General features: G+C 52.2%; 12 protein-coding genes and 3 pseudogenes. 11 read left to right on the top strand and 4 right to left on the bottom strand.

All coding sequences use genetic code 11. From position 1 onward, the window contains the following. The first annotated feature begins 16 nt into the window (after positions 1 to 16). The 5 genes from KJS55_RS16335 (at position 17) to KJS55_RS16315 (ending at position 4509) form a co-directional block, all read left to right on the top strand. Complete coding sequence (locus tag KJS55_RS16335; RefSeq protein WP_213543876.1) at positions 17 to 1414, top strand: NAD(P)/FAD-dependent oxidoreductase; 1398 nt, start codon at positions 17 to 19, stop codon at positions 1412 to 1414. A gap of 94 nt (positions 1415 to 1508) precedes the next feature. Beyond that, entirely contained in the window at positions 1509 to 2057 is a 549-nt protein-coding gene (locus tag KJS55_RS16330) for an RNA polymerase sigma factor (protein WP_394806190.1), read from the top strand. Then, positions 2032 to 3129 (top strand): hypothetical protein, encoded by a 1098-nt coding sequence (locus tag KJS55_RS16325; protein WP_187030867.1) that lies wholly within the window; start codon positions 2032 to 2034, stop codon positions 3127 to 3129. Before KJS55_RS16330 ends, KJS55_RS16325 begins: the two co-directional genes overlap by 26 nt. A gap of 113 nt (positions 3130 to 3242) precedes the next feature. Continuing rightward, complete coding sequence (locus KJS55_RS16320) at positions 3243 to 4253, top strand: YeiH family protein (RefSeq protein WP_187030865.1); 1011 nt, start codon at positions 3243 to 3245, stop codon at positions 4251 to 4253. Between the two features lie 91 nt (positions 4254 to 4344). Then, positions 4345 to 4509 carry a helix-turn-helix transcriptional regulator gene (locus tag KJS55_RS16315; RefSeq protein ID WP_228300593.1) on the top strand — a complete coding sequence of 55 codons (165 nt, stop codon included), beginning with the start codon at positions 4345 to 4347 and terminating at the stop codon, positions 4507 to 4509. 588 nt (positions 4510 to 5097) lie between these two features. Here the strand turns inward: KJS55_RS16315 and KJS55_RS16310 are convergent. The 3 genes and pseudogenes from KJS55_RS16310 to KJS55_RS16300 all read right to left on the bottom strand — a co-directional run bounded on the left by KJS55_RS16310 (position 5098) and on the right by KJS55_RS16300 (position 7628). Beyond that, positions 5098 to 5965: pseudogene (locus tag KJS55_RS16310) on the bottom strand (aminoglycoside 6-adenylyltransferase AadE). A gap of 205 nt (positions 5966 to 6170) precedes the next feature. Further along, on the bottom strand, positions 6171 to 6800 hold the full coding sequence (locus KJS55_RS16305) for an alpha/beta fold hydrolase (RefSeq protein ID WP_002584987.1): 630 nt from the start codon (positions 6798 to 6800) through the stop codon (positions 6171 to 6173). A 25-nt stretch (positions 6801 to 6825) separates the two neighbouring features. Next, positions 6826 to 7628, bottom strand: a pseudogene (locus KJS55_RS16300) (helix-turn-helix domain-containing protein). A 314-nt stretch (positions 7629 to 7942) separates the two neighbouring features. Between KJS55_RS16300 and KJS55_RS16295 the strand changes: the two are divergent. From KJS55_RS16295 to KJS55_RS16270, 6 genes and pseudogenes are all read left to right on the top strand, one after another. Beyond that, on the top strand, positions 7943 to 8356 hold the full coding sequence (locus KJS55_RS16295) for a cysteine-rich VLP domain-containing protein (RefSeq protein ID WP_002584985.1): 414 nt from the start codon (positions 7943 to 7945) through the stop codon (positions 8354 to 8356). A gap of 111 nt (positions 8357 to 8467) precedes the next feature. Next, positions 8468 to 8863, top strand: coding sequence for a replication initiator protein A (locus KJS55_RS16290; RefSeq protein ID WP_002584984.1), 396 nt, complete (start codon positions 8468 to 8470; stop codon positions 8861 to 8863). 184 nt (positions 8864 to 9047) lie between these two features. Beyond that, positions 9048 to 9993 (top strand): annotated as a pseudogene (mobV, locus tag KJS55_RS16285) (MobV family relaxase). A 72-nt stretch (positions 9994 to 10065) separates the two neighbouring features. Next, on the top strand, positions 10066 to 10260 hold the full coding sequence (locus KJS55_RS16280) for a hypothetical protein (RefSeq protein ID WP_002334813.1): 195 nt from the start codon (positions 10066 to 10068) through the stop codon (positions 10258 to 10260). Positions 10261 to 10405: 145 nt separating this feature from the next. Beyond that, entirely contained in the window at positions 10406 to 11983 is a 1578-nt protein-coding gene (locus KJS55_RS16275; protein WP_071599205.1) for a recombinase family protein, read from the top strand. Between the two features lie 40 nt (positions 11984 to 12023). Beyond that, the gene (locus tag KJS55_RS16270) at positions 12024 to 12674 is read left to right on the top strand and encodes an XRE family transcriptional regulator (protein WP_213543873.1); all 651 of its coding nucleotides are present in this window, start codon (positions 12024 to 12026) and stop codon (positions 12672 to 12674) included. Positions 12675 to 12715: 41 nt separating this feature from the next. Here the strand turns inward: KJS55_RS16270 and pheT are convergent, their stop codons facing one another. Then, a complete protein-coding gene (pheT, locus tag KJS55_RS16265) occupies positions 12716 to 15403 on the bottom strand; it encodes a phenylalanine--tRNA ligase subunit beta (protein WP_187030863.1) in 2688 nt (895 codons plus the stop codon). Positions 15404 to 15413: the final 10 nt, after the last annotated feature.

The raw sequence follows: 15413 nt of genomic DNA, 5'->3' as shown, positions 1-15413 counted from the left end.
AAAAGGGGAAAGACATATGAATACAGATGTTGTGATCGTGGGAGCTGGCCCCGCCGGAATTTTTACCGCGTTGGAAATGCTCAAACAGGGAAGTAAACAGAAGATTATCATGGTGGAAAAGGGCCAGGCAATTGAAAATCGCCATTGTCCGAAGGACAAGACCCATAAATGTGTGAACTGCAAGCCTTACTGCCACATTACGACAGGCTTTTCTGGGGCCGGAGCTTTTTCGGACGGAAAGCTCTCCCTCAGCTATGAGGTGGGCGGCGACCTTCCTACACTGATTGGGGCGGAGCTGGCCCAAGAGACGATCCACTACGCGGATCAGATTTATCTGGAATTTGGTGCGGATACTCATATTGAGGGGTTGGAGCACGAAGAGGAGCGCAAGGAGATTCGCAAGCGGGCCATCCACGCCGGTTTGAAGCTGGTGGACTGTCCCATCCGCCACATGGGAACGGAGAAGGCTCAGGAGATTTATCTCGCGATTGAACGATTCTTGCAGGAGAACGGTGTGGAGATCTACTTTGGCTACGAATGCCAAAATTTGATCCTGGAAAATGAGACCTGTAAAGGCGTTTCCATTACCAACGGAAAGACGGACTTGGAGATTTATGCCAAGCACACGGTGGTAGCCACGGGCCGCCGGGGCGCGGACTGGCTGGAGAAACTTTGCGCGGAGCATAACATCGCCCACGCTCCCGGCACGGTGGATATCGGCGTGCGGGTGGAGGTCCGCAACGAGGTGATGGAGACAGTGAACCGGGTGTTGTATGAGTCCAAGCTGGTAGGCTACCCCAAGCCCTTTAAGAATAAGGTCCGGACCTTCTGCCAGAACCCTGGCGGCTTTGTCAGCCAGGAGAACTACGATAACAACTTGGCAGTAGTGAACGGACACTCCTATAAGGATTTGAAGAGCGACAATACGAACCTCTCGATTCTCTGTTCTCATAATTTCTCGATCCCCTTTAACCAGCCCATCGCCTATGCCCAGAAGGTGGGTGAGCTGACTAATATGCTGGCCAACGGACAGATTCTGGTCCAGCGCTTTGGGGACATCTTGGACGGCAAGCGCACCTGGCAGAAGGAACTGGCTCAGTCCAACATCCGTCCCACGCTGCCAGACGCTGTGGCGGGAGATATTACCGCCGCCATGCCCTACCGGGCCATGACCAACATCATCGGCTTTATCCAGGCCATGGACTACGTGGTGCCGGGTTTTGCTGCCTATGAGACGCTGCTGTACTCCCCGGAGCTGAAGTTCTACTCCAACCGCGTCAAGATGGACACGGATTTCAATACGAGCCTGCAAGGGCTTCACTGTCTGGGAGACAGCTCTGGTTGGACCCGGGGACTGATGATGGCCTCCATCATGGGTGTACTGATGGGACGAAAAATTTCTGAGGAGGGCTGAGCGCTCCATCATTGCCACTAGTATGATGCATCCGCCGGTAATCCGGCGGATGTTTTTTATCCACATGTCAGATTGGCAGAGATTCCTTCGTTTTATTAGCAGAACGGGCCCTTCAAAAGGAGATGATATTACGGAGCAGATTCTATATTCCCACCAGGAGGCCGAAGCGCTCGTGGAGCGGTGGTCAGACACGGTCCTGCGGATTGCATGGACCTGGACAGGCAGTATCCACGACGCACAGGATATCTGTCAAATAGTACTGTTGAAGCTGCTGACAAACCGACGGTGTTTTTCTGAAGAGCGGCTGGAACGAGCCTGGGTCATCCGGGTGGCGGTGAACTGCTGTAAGGACTGGAAAAAATCTGCTTGGTTTCGAAAGCGGGTATCTCTGGATGCCGCCGCAGATGCGGCAGTTTATCTGCCGGAGCCGGAGGACACTCCGGTTCTGCGGGCAGTTCAGTCTTTACCGGAGCGGTATCGGCAGGCAGTATACCTGCGCTATTACGAGGAGTATGAGCCCGCTGAGATCGCGGAGCTGATGGGATGCAAGGCTACTCAGGTCAGCACCTATCTCTACCGGGGCAAGGCAAAATTACGGACCATGCTGGGAGGCATTTATGGAGAAGAATGTTTATCAAAATGAGCTGAATCAGGTGCGTTATACGGCGGAGGGAAAGGCCGCCCTGAAAACGGCTCTCCTAACACAGTCGGCATTTCACTCCTCCAGACGGCGCTGCGGCTGGGGGCGGCGAAGCTTGGCTGGGGTTCTCGCGGCAGTGCTTTTGATCGGCACGGCGACCGCCGTCGCCGCGCCGCTTTGGGAGGCGTATTTTGGAAGCCTGAGTGCAAACGAACGGGATTTGATGGAAGAACTGAGTGGGGAGCTGCCGCCCCCTGTGACCTGTGGCGGAACCACAATGAAGCCTCTGGCTGCCTTTGGGGCGGATGGCGTATTTTATCTCATGCTGGAGATTCAGACTCCAGAGGGAACCATGCTCCCCCTGTTGGACGGCGAGGACGCATGCTATACGCTGATGGATGGAAAGAACCTGGAAAACCGGATTACCTTGGTGAATTCGAACGGTTTGGAGGAAGCCGAGTTCCTTGGATATATGATTGCTGACGACTACTTGGAGGATTTAGACCCAGACGATAACCGGATTCGCATGGTGGTGGAGATCCACGCCGATGGCACGCTGGTTGGAAAGACCCTGCGGATTCCAGGCCTCTGGGAGATAAATGGGGAAGAGACTGTTGCCATAGCGGAAGGGGAGTGGCTGTTCCCAATCACAGAGAGCATGAGCCAGGAACTGGTTTGGACTCTAGATGCAGCGGGCCTGACCACAGAGACCCCGTATGGTCCCATTGTCATGGACAGTCTGCGGATTTCGCCTGTGCGGGTGGAGTACACGTACCACTACGATGAAGCGGTAGCTGAGGCGGCAAAAGAAGCTGAGCGGGCCATACAAGAGGAAGACGCCGTGGTTGGCATGGTTGGAGAGGATGGGAGCACTACACCCATGGCTGTTTCTATCACGCCCTCTGCGAAGCTCTCTCTGGTGATGGAGGACGGAAGCCAGATGGAATTCAACGGCGGATTCAGCTCTTTGGGCAGCGGAAATCGCCATCAGGTGTCCACTACATTTGCACAGCCTGTTGCCTTGACAGAAGCTGACTATCTTTTATGGGGAGAAACACGGATTCCACTTACCTAAATAGAAAAGGAGCGGCCCAAGATAGCGGGCCGCTCCAAATTTTTTGACAAACTGGGAATCAAGTGGTATCATAAACAACCATGTGTTAAAAAATTTTCATCTGGGAGGAATCTATGAATTTTTTGAAGAAATATGCATGGGGAATTTTGCTCTGCCTGGTGATTGCCGTTCCCGCGTGGCTGCTGGGAAAGCGCTTTGAGGTGGTGGGCGGACCCGTATTCGCCATTCTGATCGGCATGGTGATTGCGCTGTTTTGGAAGGAGCAGGGTGGAGCCAAGCCCGGGATTACTTATACCTCCAAGAAAATTTTGCAGCTGGCGGTGGTACTGCTGGGCTTTGGCATGAACCTTGCCAGCGTCCTGCAGGTAGGAGGACAGTCCCTGCCCATCATCCTCTCCACCATTGCAACCTCGCTGATCGTCGCCTATGTCCTCTATCGGGCCATGAAGATGGACGCTCATATTTCCACGCTGATCGGTGTGGGGTCCTCTATCTGTGGCGGAAGCGCCATTGCCGCCACGGCCCCCGTGATTGCCGCGGACGACGAGGAGATTGCACAGGCAATCTCGGTGATCTTCCTCTTCAATGTGCTGGCCGCGCTGATCTTCCCAACGCTTGGCAGTGCGCTGGGACTGTCCAACGAGGGGTTCGGCCTCTTCGCAGGTACGGCAGTGAACGACACCTCCTCTGTCACAGCGGCGGCCGCCGCCTGGGATGGTATGCACCCGGGGGCCAACACACTGGACACCGCAGCCATTGTTAAGATGACCAGAACTCTTGCTATCATTCCTATCACACTGGTTCTGGCTCTCCGCCGGGCCGGGAAGAGCGATCGCAGCGGAGGAGCCCAGGTCAATCTCAAGAAGATCTTCCCGTGGTTTGTCCTGTTTTTCCTGCTGGCCTCCGTGGTGACAACTGTGGTGCCGATCCCTGCGGCAGTGGTGGCCTTCCTGAAAGACGCCAGTAAGTTTTTCATCGTCATGGCCATGGCGGCAATCGGGCTGAACACCGATCTCATCAAGCTGGTGAAGACAGGCGGCAAGCCGATTTTCATGGGGTTTTGCTGCTGGGTGGCGATTGCGGGCGTGAGCCTTGGCGTGCAGCATCTCCTGGGAATCTGGTAAAGGCGAGAGGGCTGCGGCACAAGGGATGCAACCATCAGTTGACAAAGTTCCACCTGCCGCGTTCTTGCCGGAACACGGCAGGTGGTCTATGATGGGGGCATCCAAAGGGAAGGTGAGTGTCACAAAGATGCAGTTTTCAGAAAAGTTATCCCAGCTTCGCCGGAAAGCGGGCCTGAGTCAGGAGCAGCTGGCAGATCAACTGGGTGTCACCCGGCAGTCCGTCAGCAAGTGGGAGAGCGGGGATTCACTTAGATAAAGATACCACACCATTCCCACGCTGACTTTTGCTCAACCGATACAGCCGGAGGGCTGGATAACAAGAAAAGGCGGTATGCGCCCCGTAGAGGGGTAGCGTACCGCCTTTTCTTGTGGGGGGTTTCCAAAGGGGGCAACGCCCCCATTTGGCACACGACTTTGCGAAGCAAAGTGTAGTGTGTTATACGCTCTGTCGGCGTTGCCGTGAAAATGCCGTTGCCGCCGGGGAGGGGCGGCAGGAAAACAGGGCTGTGCTTGTGTGGCGTGGAGCCGCAAGCGCAGGTCTGTTTTCATCAGCAGACAGGGCGTATATGAAAGCCCCCGTCCCTCGTCCTACGCTCCGACTTGTGGACAAAGTGTCCCGAAGTTGTGGCTACACTCCCGGAAAAGTAACAGGACAGCGGGTAACCGTCAAGGCTGAAATGAACGGGTTTACACCCGGCCTTGACCGCCACCCGCCGTCCCACTGAATGGGTGGACAAGGCGGCCAATCCCTCAAAGTGCTTGTCCGCGCTCTTTCTGATTTTGAGGTATTCAGTTTTTCAAAATTGAATAATCAAAATAAATTTTTTTCGATTGAAAAAAATTTTTATTTGTTATCATCTTCAATGCCATATTTTTTTCTTTTGCCGAATCACATAATTACTGATTTTTTCATCATATAGTGGATACTGGTAATCCAACTGGCATGCCACTTCTGACGAAACCTCCCGGAACAATGCCATACATTGTTCAAAGGATTCCCACATATGGGGATAGGAATCCATATTATAAGTGGACATAAGTCGTTCCCACAATTCCTCTGGGACATATTGCTTCATAAATTTATAGTTTTTTCCCAAACTGAAATGAAATCCCTGTTTGATACCAATCAGCCAGGAAATCATGCGAAGCAATTCTTTTCGTACTATATCATTCATATGGTCAATAGCAAAAAGAATTTCTTTGCGGCATAAGCCCTTTACTACATATGTTGTAGTATTCCAAAATTCATTACAGCAATCGTCAAACATTCTTTGAGTAGGCTTCTGCAAGTGGTAGTCTATATCCGTTGGTATTGGCGGCTTTACGATACGGTTGTCTTTATCCAACAGTAACTTTACCAGTTTATCCCATGTAAAATACTCGTCTATCAGTTCCAGCGGCAGCAAAGTTAAATCTATCTTAACATCATCAGTAAACAGCATTAAATATGAAAATCCCTTTTCTACAGCTGGAAATAATTCCATATCTTCCGGCTTTTGCAGAATCAACCTTTCACCAAATATATCTAGCCATTTATCATCACTTGTGAAGCTGTCCATATCCGTAACAAAAAAAGTAATATCAAAATCCTGAAAATCATCAGGCGGAATATTTGTATTTGTTCTAGATCCTTCCAAAGTAACCATGCGAATGCGTTTGTCTGTTTTTGCAAAATTCAAAACAATATCATAAACTTCCTTTTCTGATCTCATTTTTATCTCCTCCAATTATTGAAATAGGTGTGAAACCATTTTAGGGCTTTCCCGCCTTGATTACCCTTTAGCAAAGACGGGCGGGACTGTCAACGGCGGCGCATGAAATGCGCCGTTCATCTTGACCATTGACTGGCTCGGCTGGCTTTGCTATTTATTTTCTAAACTTTTATGCTTGTAGTTTTCGAGTTTCTTTCAGAATTGTTTAAGAATTTTTCAAATAGTATTCATTCAATATATCTGCTAAGGCTTTTGGATTTTCTTCATTGACAACATGGCCTGTATTCTCAATAATTTTCAATTCTGCGCTTCTAATACTTTGTGATAAGTAATCCGCTGATTTCATATTTGCACTGTCTTTCTTTCCGCAAAGAATTAAAGTGGGGCACTTAATATTTTTCACCCTATCACTGAAATCTAAATTCTTCATAGTGTCCCCTAAAGCAAATGTGTTCTTTTTATCAAATGCCATAGTTTCAAAAATAGATTTTGGTAAAAATCTGAAAATTATATTTTGAAAACTAAATGCTACTTTCGGGACTTTATATGGCGTTCCGATTAAAACTAATGTTTTCACTTTTTGCGGGAAATCCAAAGCAAAATTCAGAGCCAAAATACCACCTAATGAAAGACCGCATAAATGAATTTGTCCGTCAAATTCGTTACAATATTTTACAAATGAAGAATATAGATTTTCGTAGCTTGCCTCTTTCCCTTCAAGGATGGAGGATAAATTTGGACATACAATATCTTCGTTGTTTGTCATGTATGAAATTGTTTTTTCCCAACTTGTTGCTTTGTGTCCTGAGCCGTGAACAAATATTTTTGTTGCCATAAGTATCTCCTTTGAATTTTATGTTTTATTTTCCTGCCTGCTCAATCATCTTCTTCGCCAACTGCTGGAACAGGTCGGCAGTTTCTTTGTCCATCGGCGCAAGCTGTCCGATCTGTCCGGCTATCATCGCTGTTACATCGTCAATGGAAAGCGGGTTTTGTTTCTGCTCCGCCATAGTGTCCCGCATGGCTTGGAACATAGCGGCGGTCACAGCTTCTCCCGGCTGTTCCCCGTTGTCAATGTCTTTCTTAATGTCCCGCAGGATAGCAAGGAACACATTTTTTGATTTTCTCTATCTCCGCTTCATGTTCCCCCCATCTTCTGAGCGTTCAAAAGCTGTAAATCCTGCTTTGCTTCCGCCCGGTGTTCCGGGTGTTCTTTCATCAGGTCGGACAGGGAAGCCGTTGCCATCTCGATAAGCTGGTTTCGTGCCATTATCCCCTTTGCCGCCGTGTCCTGAAAATAAATCCGTATCAAATCTATCAGCTTGGGAAAATTCCTGTGTTCCAGTAAGCGATTGAGTATTTGCACATCAACAGCACCCGTCACAAGCCCCCTCACGGCTCCCTCGGACAAGCCTAATTCAGAAATATCGTAGCTTTTGCGGACGCTCACGGTAGACAAGCCCAGTATGTAGTCTGTCGATACCTTAAATTCCTTTGCCACACCTATGAGAATATCACTGCTGACCGTTCTCGTTTCGCCGCTGACAATGCGGCTCAACTGGGAAGCGGAAACGCCTATCTTCTCCGCAAGTTCCTTTTGTGTGATATGGTTTCCGTTGCATAAATCGGAAATCCGCTGTCCGGGTGTTCCGGGTAAAGCCATAGACACGCACCTCCTCCGCATACTTCCATTATACAGGATGATTGCAAAAATGCAATTTCCAAAGTGTAAACTTCATCAAAATGCAATTCTCGCAAAATTCCGGGGATTGCATTTTTTTCGTGTAGACTTAGGATAGTTCATCGATGGACAGCACCTTGAAAACAGAATGACCGTCCGAAAAGGAATACCCCGGCTGGGGAAGCACCGCAAGGAGCCGGACTTCGGGACAAAATGTCCCGAAGCTGCGGGGAGCGTGCCAAAGCTGGAAATCCTTTCGGGGAAAACGGCAACGGAAAGCAAAATGGAGGGAACGCATGAGAAATAACCCCTATAAAGACTTGCCGCCGCTGGAACGCAGGCCGGACGGTTCCCTTTACCGCATGACACCGGCACAGAGGAAACAGGCGGCCAGCCTGATACGCCGGGAGTGCTGTTGCTGTGAGGACGGCAACTGCATTGTCCTTGACGATGGGGACACCTGCACCTGCCCGCAGACGGTTTCTTTCTCGGTCTGCTGTAAGTGGTTCCGCTGGGCGGTCTTGCCGCTGGACGGGACGCTGGAAGCGGAGATTTTCCGGGATAAGGACTTGAAACGCTGTGTGGTCTGCGGCGGTGTGTTCGTCCCCAAATCCAACCGGGCAAAATACTGCCCCGGCTGTGCCGCCAGAGTTCACAGGCGGCAGAAAACAGAAAGTGAACGGAAAAGGAGGTCTGCTGTGGACAGTTAGGAGCGAAAAAAGCCTTGATTTATCAGGCTTTGCAAGCCCCAAACCGGGGCAGGTGGTATAAAGTATCGCCCGCCCCGGAAAACGGGCTTCTAACCGTCCACAAAACGCACTATGACAAATACCATCTATATCCATCAGCCGGAAAAGGCGTTCAGCTTCACCCGGCTCCCGAATTTCCTCTTTGAAGCCCCCACATTCAAGCCCCTGTCCAACGAGGCAAAGGTTCTGTACGCCTTTATCCTGCGCCGGACAGAGTTGTCCCGCAAGAATGGGTGGGCGGATGACTGCGGACGGATTTTCCTGTATTACCCCATCTGCGAGGTGGTTGACCTGCTCCACTGTGGGCGGCAGAAAGCGGTGAACACCCTGCGGGAACTGCAATACGCCGGACTGGTGGAAATCCAGAAGCAGGGCTGTGGAAAACCCAACCGCATTTTCCCAAAATCCTATGAAGCGGTTCCAAACACTGACTTCAAGAAATCCCGTTCTGGTACGCCGGAGGACTGAAAACCGTACCCATGAAGTACGGAAACCGCCCCTCTTGAAGTACGAAAACCGGACGGTATATAGAAATACAAAGATTAAAATGATTTATTTATATCCATTCCATTCCTATCGTATCAGAGATAATTCCGGCGGGATTTTCCCTGTGGAAAACCCCGGATAGGAAAGGAATGGGGAAAGGAGCAGAATGGCACAACACGCAATTTTGCGGTTTGAGAAGCACAAGGGCAACCCGGCAAGGCCGCTGGAAGCCCATCACGAAAGACAGAAAGAACAATACGCCAGCAACCCCGACATTGACACAAGCCGGAGTAAATACAACTTCCATATCGTCAAGCCGGAGGGACGCTATTACCACTTCATTCAGAGCCGTATCGAGCAGGCTGGATGCCGGACGAGGAAAGACAGCACACGGTTTGTCGATACGCTGATAACCGCCAGCCCGGAGTTCTTCAAGGGGAAATCCCCAAAAGAGATACAGGCGTTCTTCCAAAGGGCGGCAGATTTCCTCATTGGCCGGGTAGGACGGGAAAATATCGTGTCGGCGGTGGTACACATGGACGAGAAAAACGCCCCACCTGCATTTGACCTTTGTTCCGCTGACAAAGGACAACCGCCTGTGCGCTAAGGAGATTATCGGCAACCGGGCAAACCTGACGAAGTGGCAGGACGATTTTCACGCCTATATGGTGGAGAAATATCCCGACTTGGAGCGTGGGGAAAGTGCCAGCAAGACAGGCCGGAAGCATATCCCCACCCGGATTTTCAAACAGGCGGTTTCCCTCTCCCGGCAGGCAAGAGCCATTGAAGCCGCCCTTGACGGCATTAACCCGCTGAACGCCGGAAAGAAAAAAGAGGAAGCCCTCTCCATGCTGAAAAAGTGGTTCCCGCAGATGGAGAACTTCTCCGGGCAACTGAAAAAGTACAAGGTCACAATCAATGACCTGTTGGCGGAGAATGAGAAGCTGGAAGCAAGGGCAAAGGCCAGCGAAAAAGGAAAGATGAAAGATACGATGGAACGGGCAAAGCTGAAAAGCGAACTGGACAATTTACAGCGGCTGGTTGACCGTATCCCGCCGGATATACTGGCGGAACTGAAACGTCAGCAGCGGCACACGGTAAAGGAAAGGTGATAGATATAAGCAGAAATTTTCGCCGCCTTTGTGCGGCATTGTACCTTGAAAACTGAATATGGAGGACACTGGATGGCAAAAAGCGAAAGCGATATTTTCACACCCCGGACAGGGCAGGTCATACAAGCAGAGAACGGCACGCAGTATTTTGTATGTGGGAACAACCGTATAAAAATCTCCGAACACTTCGCCGCAGGCGGGAAGCCCCTCGGTGATCTGATTGTAGATGTGGTGCGGCATACCGCAGAAAAAGCCGCTTCAACCTGATAGCCCATCATTGATAACACGCCCACGCTTATGATATAATTGCCATAGAGCAAAAGTATTGTAAGCGTGGGTTGTTTCTTTAGAAGGAGGATTTTTAACGGTGAAACAACCTTACAATACTACGATTTACAACACGGCGCTTTATATGAGATTGAGCCGGGACGATGAAAACTATGGTGACAGCGTAAGCATTGAAACACAGCGGACAATCCTGCAACAGTACGCAAAGGAACAGGGGCTTCATGTAGTCGGTGAGTATGTGGACGATGGCTGGTCGGGGACGAACTTTGAACGGCCGGATTTTCAGCGCATGATGGACGATATGGAAGCCGGAAAAGTAAACTGCATTGTCACGAAAGACCTGTCCCGTTTCGGGCGGGAACATGTGATGATGGACTACTATCTGGAATTTCTGTTCCCGGAGAAACGGGTTCGCTACATCGCCGTTGCGGAGAATGAGGACACAGAGAAAGGGCTTTCCGATTTTGTCCCGTTCAAAAACCTGTTCAATGAATGGTTTGCGAAAGATACAAGCCGCAAGGTAAAGGCCGCTTTCAAAGCAAAGTTTGCCACAGGACAGCGTATCGGCGCCTATGCTCCCATCGGGTACAGGAAACACCCGGAAATCAAAAACAAGCTGATAATCGACGAGGAAACCCGCTGGATAGTGGAGAAGATTTTTGACCTTGCTATTCATGGCAGAGGGGCGGCCAGTATCACAAGAATACTGATTGCGGAAAAGGTTCCCACACCGGGATTTATCAACTTCCAGCGTGACGGGACTTTTGCAAACATCTATGCGGGTGCGCCGGAGGAAAAAAGCTACGCATGGACGATAGCCCAGGTCAAGAGCATTATGAAAGACGAAACCTATATCGGCCATACCATTCATTACCGGGAAACGAACATTTCCTTTAAGAACAAGCGGAGGGTACGCAAGCCCCAAAGTGAATGGGTGCGGGTGGAGAACACGCAGGAGCCGATTATCAGCGAGCAGGTTTTCCGGCAGGTACAGGAGCAGATAGCAAACCGCCGCAGGAAGTGCAAGGATGGTACAACGCAGATTTTTTCCGGATTGGTAAAATGTGCGGATTGCGGCTGGTCGCTGTCCTATGGGGAGAACAGGCAGAACAGCAAGCCTTACGGCCATTATCATTGTAGCAAGTACGGGCAGGGCACACGCCAATGCTCCATGCACTATATCCGTTATGATGTGCTTTATGCCTATGTCCTCTCCCGTCTGCAATACTGGTCGGGGCTGGTACAGCATGATGAAGAACGGCTCTTGAAGCAGCTGTTAAATGCCACTGATAAGGGACAGGCTGCCGCAAGAAAGAAGCAGGCCGCAGAACTGAAAAAGGCAGAGAAGCGAAAAGCCGAAGTCGATACTTTGTTTGCCCGGATGTATGAGGACTGGGCGGCGGGGCGTATCACGGAATACAACTTCTCTATGCTGTCCGGGAAGTACCAAAGCGAACAGGCTGAACTGGACGAAAAGATTGAACAGCTTCAATCCGCTATCGCCACTGAAAGCCAGAACGCCGTAGACGCAGAAAAATGGATTGCCTTGATGAAAGAGTGCGTCAATCCAACAGAACTGACCGCCGAACTTTTGAATATGCTGATTGAAAAAATCGTTGTCCATGAAGCGGTCAAAGGTGAGGACGGAAGCCGGGAACAGGAGGTAGAAATCTTCTACCGCTTTATCGGCAAAATTGATTGAATGATACCAATATCTTTAACTATGTGATACCGGCACAGCGGTGCCGGAGCTCGGCAAGCTGATCGCTCTCTCGGAGCTGTTTGAGGTCAGTGTGGACTATCTGGTAAAGGACTGGGTGGAAGAGGAAGCCAGCGCCAACGCCGAACGCTTGGAGGAGACCGTTGCGGACCTGGCGCGGTATATGAAAGGATATACCTACGACAGTAAGACGCGCGTGTTCGGGATTCCGCTGGTGTCTATCCGTTTGACACGCCACGGGCTTTTTGGCAGGGAGAGTGTAGCAAAGGGAATTATCGCCATTGGCAATGCGGCGGTGGGGGTTGTAGCGCTGGGGGCCGCTTCCGTGGGAGCGTTCAGCTTGGGCGCGTTCTCTGTGGGGGTTCTTTCCATCGGCGCGCTGGCCGCGGGGGTCTGTTCCCTGGGGGCTCTTGCGGTAGGCGTGGCTGCCTTTGGCTCCGCCGCTGTGGGAGTTTACGCAGGAGGCGTTGCTGCAGTGGGCGACCAGATTGCAGTGGGCGTTGCAGCCATGGGGCAGACAGCGATTGGCCAGGAGGCTACGGGGCAGCACACGTTGTTATGGGGAAACGGTTTGGCTGCCGTTCAGGTGGAACAGTTTCTTAAAGAGCACCATCCAGACCTCTGGGAGCCGCTCCTGCGGTTATTCAGCTTTTTGGGCGCGCATATCCAATGATGAAAGCACCGGCTGGACTTTTTATCCAGCCGGTGCTTTTTTCAGCGCAGAACCGCGCCTAATTCCGATTGCAGCAGGGCTAAAATGTGATTGACGTCCTCGTTGGCTTCCTCGGCGGTGAGGTTGCGCTCGTCGGAGCGGAGTTCCAGATTGAAAGCGACGCTTTTCTTTTCCGCTGGAATCCCGACACCAGTGTAGATGTCAAAGAGGGTGACGGATTTCAAAAGCCCTCTGGCGCCGCGGCGGATGCAATCCTCAAGGTCAGCCACAGGAATGGACTGATCGCATACCACTGCGATATCCCGGGTCACAGCCGGGAATTTGGGCAGAGGCTGATAGACCGGTTTGCCGCCCGCATGCGCATACAGCGCGTCAAAGCTTAATTCTGCGGCGTAGAGCTCACAGTCTACGCCATAACTGACGGCGACCTGAGGATGAATCTGGCCCAGAACCCCCAGGAGAGCATTGCCGCACCAGACTTTGGCGCAGCGGCCGGGGTGATAGGAGGGGTTCTCCCGCTCCGCCGTATACCGGATGCCGGGAATGCGCAGGCCATCCAGGACTGCCTCCACCGCACCCTTCAGGGCGAAAAAGTCCACATCCGGGCCATAGGCACCAAGCGAGAGCACCTTTGGCTCGTCAGCGAGGCCGTCTGGCCTTGCGAAGTAGGTGCGGCCCAGCTCATAGAGCTTGGCGGACTTGTTTCGGTAGTTGTAGTTCCGGGTCAGAATCTCCAGCATAGAGGGCAGCGTGGTCGTCCGCATGATGGAAGTGTCCTCTCCCAGGGGATTGAGAATCCGCAGAGAATTGCGCAGGGGAGAGTTCGCGGGCAGATGGATCTTGTCGTAATACGTGGGGCTGATGAAGGAATAGGTGATGATCTCGTTATAGCCCGCCGTGCGGCACAAAGCGCCGATGGTATTCTCCGCCTTCTGGACGGGGGAGAAGCCGCGGCGGGGATTCACGCCGGCGGAGAGGGTGCTTGGAATCCGGTTGTAGCCGTAGAAACGGGCCACCTCCTCCGCAATATCGGAGTAGTGCTCCACATCGGCACGCCAAGAGGGGACGTGTATCTCATCGCCGTCCAGCTCAAAGCCTAGGGACAGCAGAATGCGGCGCATCTCGGACTCGGAAATTTCCGTACCCAGCAGCCGGTTGACTTTGTCCGGCTCCAACTTTACAACCGTGGGAGCAGTATCTTGTGCGATCACATCCAGTACACCATCTACCACCTCACCGGCACCCAGCAATTCCACCAGTTCACAGGCCCGCTGCACGGCCTTCAGCGTATTCATGGGGTCTAAGCCCTTTTCATAACGGGCGGATGCCTCGGTGCGCATATTCAGGGCGGTGGCGGTGCGCCGGACGGAGGCGCCGTTGAAATTAGCAGATTCAAAGAGCACCATGGCGGTGTCTCCAATGATTTCACTGTTAGCGCCGCCCATCACGCCGGCAACACACACGGGCTTTGTTTCGTCGCAGATGCAGAGCATGCTGGTTGAGAGGGCGTGGTCCTTGCCGTCCAGAGTCTGGATGGACTCGCCCTCCCGGGCGGTGCGGACGACAATCTTGCCACCGTCCACGCAGGAGAAGTCAAAGGCGTGCATCGGCTGGCCGTATTCCAGCATGACGTAGTTGGTGATATCCACAATATTGTTGATGGGGCGGACGCCAGAGTTCCGCAGCCGTTCCCGCATCCAGGCGGGGGAGGGCTGGATTTTCACATTTTTGACCAGACGGGCGGTGTAGCGGGGGCACAGGTCTCCGTCCTCAATCTCGATGTCCAGATGGTCGGTGACAGCGCCGCCGCAGCCCTTGATCTCCGGGGTGTGAAGTTTCAGCTCCGCGCCGAAGGTGGCGCTGGCTTCCCGGGCAAGGCCGATGACGCTGAGGCAGTCAGGCCGGTTGGGGGTGATCTCGAACTCCACCACATGGTCATCCGCGCCGATCAGAGCGGCGATGTCGTCTCCCGGATGAACGCCTTCCTGGTTCAAAATCCAGATACCGTCCGGGATGCAGTGAGGGAATTCGGCAGGCTCTGCCCGGAGGTCGGCCAAGGTGCAGATGGTATCTTCCTTGGTGTTATAGGCCACCAAGTCCCCCATGTGGAGATTCTGACAGCGGGTGTCCGGCACGGCGGTTGCGTCGCCCAAGTCTACACAGGTGTGGAAGGAACCGTCGGAGAGCGGCATTACCTCCAGCATCCTGCCGCACACCACAGGCCCATAGATCTTATGTCCGGGCTGAATATCCGCCGGGATGGAGGGCTTTTCCGGGTCCAAAGGCTTGTAGTCATCCAGAATTGCTGCGGCGAGGATAGCGGCATCAGGGTAATCGTGTTCCACGGTAAGATTCAGCTCCTTGAGAGAACAGAGCATGCCGTTGGAGACAACACCCCGGAGCTTGCCCTTTTCAATCTTCATGCCGCCGGGGAGCAAAGAGTTGTGTTTGGCCACGGGGACCAAGTCCCCCTCGTGGATATTCCAGGCTCCGGTGACAATCTGAACAGGCTCCGCTTCCCCCACGTCGATCTGACAGACCCACATGTGGTCGGAGTCCGGGTGGCGCTCCAGCTTGATGATGCGTCCCGCCACCACATTTTTCAAGGAAGCGTTCAATACCTCTGTGTTCTCCACCTTGGAGCCGGAGAGCGTCATCGCCTCAGAAAACTCCTTGTCGTCTGCTTCCACTTGGACGAACTCATTTAACCATTTACGGGACAATAACATTGTTTTTACT

Origin of the sequence: Pusillibacter faecalis (genome assembly GCF_018408705.1) — a bacterium.
Taxonomy (GTDB): Bacteria; Bacillota; Clostridia; order Oscillospirales; family Oscillospiraceae; genus Oscillibacter; species Oscillibacter faecalis.
Note: the sequence above shows the minus strand (reverse complement) of the source record. Positions and strands in the feature narration are given on the sequence as shown.

Excerpts from the sequence above, each read along its gene's own strand:
- KJS55_RS16335 (WP_213543876.1), top strand. The coding sequence starts at position 17 with ATGAATACAGATGTTGTGATCGTGGGAGCTGGCCCCGCCGGAATTTTT.
- KJS55_RS16325 (WP_187030867.1), top strand. The coding sequence starts at position 2,032 with ATGGAGAAGAATGTTTATCAAAATGAGCTGAATCAGGTGCGTTATACG.
- KJS55_RS16320 (WP_187030865.1), top strand. The coding sequence starts at position 3,243 with ATGAATTTTTTGAAGAAATATGCATGGGGAATTTTGCTCTGCCTGGTG.
- KJS55_RS16315 (WP_228300593.1), top strand. The coding sequence starts at position 4,345 with ATGGGGGCATCCAAAGGGAAGGTGAGTGTCACAAAGATGCAGTTTTCA.
- KJS55_RS16305 (WP_002584987.1), bottom strand. The coding sequence starts at position 6,800 with ATGGCAACAAAAATATTTGTTCACGGCTCAGGACACAAAGCAACAAGT.
- KJS55_RS16295 (WP_002584985.1), top strand. The coding sequence starts at position 7,943 with ATGAGAAATAACCCCTATAAAGACTTGCCGCCGCTGGAACGCAGGCCG.
- KJS55_RS16290 (WP_002584984.1), top strand. The coding sequence starts at position 8,468 with ATGACAAATACCATCTATATCCATCAGCCGGAAAAGGCGTTCAGCTTC.
- KJS55_RS16280 (WP_002334813.1), top strand. The coding sequence starts at position 10,066 with ATGGCAAAAAGCGAAAGCGATATTTTCACACCCCGGACAGGGCAGGTC.
- KJS55_RS16275 (WP_071599205.1), top strand. The coding sequence starts at position 10,406 with ATGAGATTGAGCCGGGACGATGAAAACTATGGTGACAGCGTAAGCATT.
- pheT (WP_187030863.1), bottom strand. The coding sequence starts at position 15,403 with ATGTTATTGTCCCGTAAATGGTTAAATGAGTTCGTCCAAGTGGAAGCA.